Source organism: Frigoribacterium sp. MEB024 (assembly GCF_000878135.1).
In the GTDB taxonomy this organism is placed as follows: Bacteria; Actinomycetota; Actinomycetes; order Actinomycetales; family Microbacteriaceae; genus Frigoribacterium.
In genome coordinates this window covers 21,032-28,871 of the sequence record NZ_JXQZ01000043.1, presented here as the reverse complement: position 1 = coordinate 28,871, position 7,840 = coordinate 21,032, and the positions used below count along the sequence as shown (strand labels likewise).

The following is a 7,840-nucleotide window of genomic DNA, read 5'->3' as shown; positions in this document are numbered from 1 at the left end:
CCGGCCGGCCGTCGCCGCCTGCGCCGAGCCCTCGCGCTCCCGGCCCTCGCCGCGGCCGCGACGCTCGCGCTGACGGCCTGCGTCCCGCAGCAGCCCGCCGGCACGAACCCGCCCGACAAGACCGACGTCACCACCGCCCCCATCGGCGACAAGACGATCGTCGAGGGGGGCGACCTGGTCATGGCGTTGTCGGCCGAGCCGGACGCCCTCGACCCCACCACGTCGTCGTCGCTCTACACGCGCTACGTCATGGAGACGGTGTGCCAGAAGCTGTACGACATCGACGCCGAGGGTGACCTCGTGCCGTTGCTGGCGACCGAGCTGCCGACGCTGTCGGACGGCGGGCTCACGGTCGACATCCCCGTGCGCACCGACGCCGTGTTCGCCGACGGGACCCCACTCGACGCCGAGGCCGTGGTCACCACGCTGCGCCGCCACCTCGACAAGCCCGACTCGTCGCGGGCCAGCGAGCTCGGCCCCGTCACCGGGGTCGAAGCCCTCGACGACGACACGGTGCGCCTGACCTACGAGCGCCCCTTCGCCCCGCTCACCGCGGCCCTCGCGGACCGGGCCGGCATGATCATGTCGCCGACGGCGCTCGAGGCCGAGGGTGACGACTTCGGCGACGCCCCGGTCTGCGTCGGCCCGTTCAAGTTCGTCGACCGCGTGCCGCAGACCTCGATCTCGGTCGAGCGCGACCCGCTCTACTACGACGCCGAGGACGTGCACCTCGACACGATCACCTATCGCATCATCACCGACGCGAGCATCCGTGCGGCGAACGTCCGCGCGGGTGACGTGCAGGTCGCCGACTCGATGTCGACGATGGACGTCGACTCCCTCATGGCCGACGACGGCCTGACGGTGCTGCAGGTCGGCTCGTTCGGCTACCAGGGCATCACGGTGAACATCGGCAACCAGGACGGCGTCGGAACCGACCCCGTGCAGATCGACACCCCTCTGGCGAGCGACGTGCGGGTCCGTCAGGCGCTGGCCATGTCGATCGACCGCGACGCGCTCGTCCAGAGCGTGTTCGGCGGGTGGAACGACACCGCCTGCTCGCCGATCCCGCCGACGAGTCCGTTCGCCACGGACGCCAGCGACGCCTGCCCGGGCTACGACCCCGAGGGGGCGAAGCGCCTCCTCGACGAGGCGGGCGTGTCCACGCCCTACGACATCGAGATCCAGGCCAGCAACAACGCCGACACGTTGCGGCTCGCCCAGGCGTTGCAGGCCCAGGTGGCGGACGGCGGGTTCCGCCTGTCGATCACCCCGGTCGAGTACTCGACCCTGCTCGACGTGCAGTCGCGGGGCGACTTCGACGCGCTGCAGCTCGGCTGGTCCGGTCGCGTCGACCCGAACGGCAACATGGTGAACTTCCTGCGCACCGGCGGCGGCAACAACTACTCGGGTTACAGCAACCCCCGGGTCGACGAGCTGCTCGCCGACGCCGCCGCGTCCATCGACGTCGACGAGCGTGCCGCGCTCTACGGCGAGGCCGTGACTCAGGTGCAAGAGGACGAACCGCTCATCTACCTGTACCGCACCCGCAGCCTGACCGCGCTGACGAACGAGGTCGCCGGGGTGTCCACCTACGCCGACGGCGTCGTGCGCCTCAGCAACGCCGCCTTCGTCGAGGGGGAGTGACCCGATGACCCGTTACCTGATCACCCGGCTCTGGCAGTCGGCCGTCACGCTCGTGATCGCCTCGATCGTCGTGTTCTGGGGCGTGCGCCAGCTGCCGGGCGACCCGGCCCTGGCCCTGGCCGGAGAAGAGGCGACGCCCGAGCGCGTCGCCGCCATCCGGGCCGACCTCGGCCTCGACGACTCGCTGCTCGTGCAGTACGGCCGGTTCGTCGGCAACTTCGTCCGCGGCGACTTCGGCGAGTCCACCCGCACCGGCACACCGGTCACCGAGCTGATCGGTGCCACCCTGCCGGTCACGCTCTGGCTCGCCCTCTACGCGATCGTCGTCGCCGTCGTCGTGGGCGTCGCCCTGGGCGTCGTCGCCGAGCGGTACCGGGGCCGCTGGCCCGAGTGGATGGCCAACGCCGCCGCCCTGGTGGGGCTCTCGGTGCCGAACTTCTGGCTCGGCATCCTCGCGATCCTCTGGCTCGCGGCCGGTCTCGGCCTGTTCCCGGCGTCGGGATACGTGCCGGTGGCCGAGAACCCGGCGAGCGCGTTCTACCACCTGACCCTGCCCGCGCTGATCCTCGGCACGAGCCTCGCCGCGGTCATCATGCGGCAGACCCGCGCCTCGATGATCGAGACGATGAAGACCGACTACGTGCGCACCGCGCGGGCCAAGGGCCTCGGTCGTGGTCGGGTGCTGATGCGCTACGGCCTGCGCAACTCGATGATCGTGGTCGTCACGATCGTCGGCCTGCAACTCGGCGGCCTGATCTCGGGCGCCGTGGTCACCGAGCGCATCTTCGCGCTGCCGGGCTTCGGCAAGCTCACGCTCGACTCGGTCTTCACCCGCGACTACCCGGTGATCCAGGCCGTCGTGCTGATCATCACGGTCGGCTACATCGTGATCAACCTGGCGGTGGACGTCCTGTACTCCGTCATCAACCCGCGCATCAGGGTAGGAGGCGCATCGTGACCGTCATCGAGACACCCACCGCCGCAGGGGCGGGGCTCGGCTCGGCGCGGGGACGCGTCTGGCGCGGCCTCGTCCGCAACAAGCTGGGCGTCACCGGCGGCGTCATGCTGCTCGTCGTCCTCGTCGCCGGCCTCGCGGCGCCGCTCATCGCCCCGTACGACCCGACGCGGGTGAACTTCGACCTGCCGTTCCAGGTGCCCGGCACCGTGGGCTACGTGCTCGGCACCGACGACCTGGGCCGCGACATCCTGTCGCGCACCGTGTACGGCATCCGCGTCTCACTGCAGGTGGGCGTGTTGTCGGTGATGCTGGCCGTCGTGGTCGGCACGCCCCTCGGGTTGCTCGCCGGCTACTGGCGCTGGCTCGACGGCGTCATCTCGCGCCTCACCGACGTCATGCTGGCGTTCCCGTTCCTGATCATCGCCGTGGCGCTGGCCGCGATCAGCGGTCCGAGCCTGACGAACGCCGTGGTCGCCCTCGGCATCGCGCAGGTGCCGACGATGATCCGCGTGGTGCGCGGCGAGACGCTGCGCGTCAAGTCCACCGACTTCGTCCTCGCCGCGACGACGATGGACGCCACGGGCCTCCGCGTGATCTTCCAGCACGTCCTGCCCAACTGCGTCTCGGCGATCATCGTGCAGGCGACGGTCATCATGCCGGTCGCCGTGATCGGCGAGGCCCTGCTGTCGTTCCTCGGGCTGGGCATCCAGCCGCCGACGGCCAGTCTGGGCATCATGCTCAGCGACGCGCAGCAGTACCTGGCCAAGGCGCCGTTCGCGGCCGTCGTGCCGGGACTGGCGATCGCCGTGATCTGCCTGGGCTTCAACCTGTTCGGCGACGCCCTGCGCGACGCCCTCGACCCCACCGCCAGCGACCGGAAGTGACCCCCTCGTGACCTACACCACCCCCGACGAGTTCGTCACCCGCCCCGACCTGCGCGGCACCTTCGGCATGACGTCGTCGACGCACTGGCTGGCGACGGCCTCGGCCCAGTCGGTCCTCGAGCGCGGCGGCAACGCGTTCGACGCGGCCGTCGCGGGCGCCTTCGTCCTGCACGTCGTGGAGCCGCACCTCAACGGTCCCGGCGGCGACCTCACGGCGATCTACGCGACGGCCGAGGCCCCCGACGACCCGACCGTGCTCGTCGGCCAGGGCCCCGCCCCGGCCGGGGCCACCCGCGAGCACTACCTGGCCGAGGGCCTCGAGCTCGTGCCCGGGTCGGGAGCCCTCGCGGCCGCCGTCCCCGGTGCGGTCGACGCCTGGCTGAAGCTGCTGGCCGAGCACGGCACCTGGTCGCTCGCCGACGTCCTCGCCTACGCGATCGGCTACGCCCGCGACGGCCACCCGATCGTGGCGCGCGTGGCGTCCACGATCGAGACCGTCGCCGACCTCTTCACCGAGCACTGGCCCACCTCGGCGGCGCAGTGGATGCCCGGTGGTGAGGTGCCACGCGAGGGCGACCTGCTGACGAACCCGGCCTACGCGGCCGTCCTCGACGAGCTGGTCGCGGCCGGCGAGGCCCTCGGCCCCGACGCGTCCCGCGAGGCGAAGGTCGAGGAGGCGCGGGTCGAGTGGGGCAGCGGACACGTCGCGCAGGCGATCGACGAGTTCGTCCGCACTCCGCACCGTCACTCGTCGGGCACCGACCACGCGGGTGTCGTCACGGCCGCGGACCTCGCCGCGTTCCGCGCCACGACCGAGCCGGCGACCACGATCGAGTTCCGCGGCCACACGATCGCCAAGACCGGCGCCTGGGGCCAGGGTCCCGCGCTGCTGCAGGTGCTGGCGCTGCTCGAACCGCTCGACGACGCGTTGCTCGACCCGTCGACCGCGGACGGCGCCCACACCGTCGTCGAGGCGCAGAAGCTCGCGATGGCCGACCGCGAGGCCTGGTACGGCCCCGGTGACGTGCCCCTCGCGACCCTCTTGTCCGCGGACTACGCCGACGAGCGTCGCGCGCTGATCGGCGACCGGGCGTCGCACGAACTGCGACCCGGTGACGTCCCCGGTCGCGAGCCGTTCGCCCTGCCCACGATGCGCACCGAGTACCTGCCGCCCGCGCTCAGCGAGGCACCCGCCGGCGTCGGTGAGCCCACGGTCGCCGCCCCCGGGCGGGCACCGGCACCCGGCGCCGCACCCGGCGCATCCGCCGCGCCCGTCGCACCGGCCGAGGACGCCCCGGCGACCGGCACCGCGCCTCCTGCCGACCGTCTGGCCGAGCCGTTCACCGAGCCGACCGGCGAGACGCGCGGCGACACGTGCCATCTCGACGTCGTCGACCGCTGGGGCAACATCGTCTCGGCGACCCCGTCGGGCGGCTGGCTGCAGTCGTCGCCGACGATCCCCGAGCTCGGCTTCTGCCTCGGCAGCCGGCTGCAGATGTCGTGGCTGGACGAGGGCACGGCGTCGACCCTCGAGCCCGGCACCCGCCCGCGCACGACGCTGACGCCCACGCTCGTGCTGAAGGACGGCGAGCCCGTCGTCGCGCTCGGCTCGCCCGGCGGCGACCAGCAGGACCAGTGGCAGCTGCTCTACCTGCTGCGCACGATCGTCGGCGGCTACACCCCGCAGCAGGCGATCGACGCCCCCGCGCTGCACACCACGTCGTTCCCCGGCAGCTTCTGGCCCCGCACCTGGGAGCCCGGGGGAGTCGTCGTCGAGGACCGTCTGGGCGACGACGTCATCGACGCGCTGGTCGCCCGCGGCCACGTCGTCACCCGCGCCGGCGGCTGGTCCCTGGGCCGGCTGTCGAGCGTCTCGCGAGACCCCGAGACCGGCGTGCTCTCCGCCGCCGCCAACCCCCGAGGAGCCCAGGCCTATGCCGCAGGACGCTGAGAACCCGACCTCCCCCTTGCTGAGCGTGCGCGACCTGCGCGTCTCGTTCGGCGACACCCCCGCCGTGCACGGCGTCGACCTCGACGTCCTGCCGGGCGAGCGGGTGGCGATCGTCGGCCAGTCCGGCTCGGGCAAGTCGACGGTGGTCGCGGCCATCCTGCGCCTGCTGCCCGGGGCCGGCCACATCACGGGCGGCACGATCGAGCTCGCGGGCCCCGACGGCAGCACCCTCGACCTCGCGCAGGCCACCGAGGCGCCCATGCGCCAGGTGCGCGGCGCGCGCATCGGCCTCGTGCCGCAGGACCCGTCCACCAACCTGAACCCGTCGATGAAGGTCGGTGCCCAGATCGCCGACGCCCTGCGCACCCACGGGCTCCGCGGCCACGACGAGGTGCAGCGTCGCGTCGTCGCGTTGATGACCGAGGCGGGCATCCCCGAGGCCGAGCGCCGGGCGGGGCAGTTCCCCCACGAGTTCTCGGGCGGCATGCGCCAGCGCGTGCTCATCGCGATCGCCCTGGCCCGCGAGCCGCAGCTGCTGATCGCCGACGAGCCGACCAGTGCGCTCGACGTGACGGTGCAGCGGCAGATCCTGAACCACCTGCAGACGCTGGTCGAGAGTCGCGGCACGTCCCTGCTCTTCATCACCCACGACCTGGGGCTCGCCGCCGACCGCACCGACCGCATCGTCGTGATGCTCGAGGGTCGCGTCGTCGAGCAGGGCACGCCCGAGCAGATCCTGCGTCGCCCGCAGCACGAGTACACGAAGCGCCTCGTCGCGGCCGCGCCGACGCTGGCCTCGGCCACCGCCCTCCGTCGCGGCGAGGCCGTCCTCGACGACGCGTCGGAGGCGAAGGAGGCGCGGGTCGACCCGATCCTGACCGTCACCGACCTGGTCAAGGAGTTCCGCCTCCGTGGTCGCCGTGGCGAGCAGGTGCGGGCCGTCGACCACGTCTCGTTCGAGGTGCCGCGCGCCACCACGACGGCGATCGTGGGGGAGTCCGGCTCGGGCAAGACGACCGTGGCCCGCATCGTGCTCGGCCTCGAGTCGGCGACGAGCGGGTCGGCCCTGATCGACGGCGAGAGCATCACGGCGAGCCGGGGTGCGTCCCGTCGAGCACTGCGTCGCCGCGTGCAGCCCGTCTTCCAGGACCCCTACGGTTCGCTCGACCCGTCGTACAGCGTCGAGCGGTTGATCGACGAGCCCCTGCGCATCTTCGGCGTCGGCGACCGGGCCTCCCGCAGGCAGCGGGTCGCCGAGCTGCTCGACCAGGTCGCCCTGCCCCGGTCGGTCGCCCAGAGCCGGCCGAACGAGCTGTCGGGTGGTCAGCGCCAACGGGTGGCCATCGCGCGGGCGCTCGCGCTCGAGCCCGAGCTGCTCATCTGCGACGAGGCCGTCTCGGCGCTCGACGTGCTCGTCCAGGAGCAGATCCTCGAGTTGCTCGGCGATCTGCAGCGTCGACTCGGCCTCAGCTACCTGTTCATCACGCACGACCTGGCCGTCGTGCGCCAGATCGCCCACGACGTGGTGGTGATGCGCAAGGGCGCCGTGGTCGAGCGCGGTAGCGTCGACGACATCTTCTTGTCGCCCCGTGCCGAGTACACGACCGAACTGTTGGGAGCCATCCCCGGTGCCAGCCTCGCCCTCTGAGGGCCCGCCGCCCGTCGTCCTCGTCGACGCTCTGCGTCGCGAGATCGTCGAGGGCACCCTCGTGCCGGGGACGCGCATCACCGAGGCCTCGGTCGCCCGCCGCCACGGCGTCTCGCGCGTCCCGGTGCGCGAGGCGCTGCGCGCGCTCGAGGCCGAGGGGTTCGTCGAGTCGACGCCCCACGTGGGCAGTCGGGTCGCGGCGATCCCGGTCGACGAAGCCGACGACCTCTTCGCCGTCCGCGAGGCCCTCGAGATCTCGACCGCGCGTCGGGCCGCCCTGCGGGCGCGTGAGCTGTTCGGCGAGCCGAGCCCGCCCGAGGACTGGTGGCGGACACGGCGCGTGCTCGGCCAGCTGCTCGACGAGGGGGACGCCGCCGTCGAGGCCGGCGACCTCGACCGTCTCGTCGAGCTCAACGACCGGTTCCACGTCGGCGTGGCGCAGCTGAGCGGGAGCGCCACCCTGGCGACCCTGCTGCGCCAGCTGTCGAACAAGATCGAGTGGCTGTACGCACTCGACACCTTCTCGCGAGGCAAGCGGCTCTGGCCCGACCACCGCCGCATCCTCGCGGCGATCGACGCGGGCGACGAGGCCGGGGCCGCCGAGCTGATGGGGTGGCACGTCCGCGAGTCGCGCATCGGGTTCCTCGCCCGCACCGAGCCCGCCGACCGCGTGGCCGATCTGCGGGCCACGCCGCCCGCCCTGCCGCCGACCATCCCGACGCCGACGCTCCCGGCGACCTGACCCGCGCCTC

Annotated in this window: 6 protein-coding genes; all 6 read left to right on the top strand. The window is 72.8% G+C overall.

The features are described 5' to 3' along the window. Positions 1-1,647: ABC transporter substrate-binding protein (locus tag SZ60_RS10410; protein WP_369700703.1), on the top strand; the 1,647-nt coding region annotated here is incomplete at its 5' end. Between the two features lie 4 nt (positions 1,648-1,651). After that, positions 1,652-2,605 (top strand): ABC transporter permease, encoded by a 954-nt coding sequence (locus SZ60_RS10405; RefSeq protein ID WP_043595715.1) that lies wholly within the window; start codon positions 1,652-1,654, stop codon positions 2,603-2,605. Next, a complete protein-coding gene (locus SZ60_RS10400) occupies positions 2,602-3,489 on the top strand; it encodes an ABC transporter permease (RefSeq protein ID WP_043595713.1) in 888 nt (295 codons plus the stop codon). The genes SZ60_RS10405 and SZ60_RS10400 overlap by 4 nt, the downstream gene beginning before the upstream one ends. 7 nt (positions 3,490-3,496) lie before the next feature. Then, a complete protein-coding gene (locus SZ60_RS10395; protein ID WP_082060047.1) occupies positions 3,497-5,440 on the top strand; it encodes a gamma-glutamyltransferase family protein in 1,944 nt (647 codons plus the stop codon). Beyond that, positions 5,424-7,088, top strand: coding sequence for an ABC transporter ATP-binding protein (locus SZ60_RS10390; protein WP_043595712.1), 1,665 nt, complete (start codon positions 5,424-5,426; stop codon positions 7,086-7,088). Before SZ60_RS10395 ends, SZ60_RS10390 begins: the two co-directional genes overlap by 17 nt. Further along, a complete protein-coding gene (locus SZ60_RS10385) occupies positions 7,069-7,830 on the top strand; it encodes a GntR family transcriptional regulator (RefSeq protein ID WP_043595711.1) in 762 nt (253 codons plus the stop codon). The genes SZ60_RS10390 and SZ60_RS10385 overlap by 20 nt, the downstream gene beginning before the upstream one ends. Positions 7,831-7,840 lie beyond the last annotated feature (10 nt).

What these genes read in the sequence shown, in the direction of transcription:
- SZ60_RS10405 (WP_043595715.1), top strand. Translation starts at nt 1,652, where the DNA reads ATGACCCGTTACCTGATCACCCGGCTCTGGCAGTCGGCCGTCACGCTC.
- SZ60_RS10390 (WP_043595712.1), top strand. Translation starts at nt 5,424, where the DNA reads ATGCCGCAGGACGCTGAGAACCCGACCTCCCCCTTGCTGAGCGTGCGC.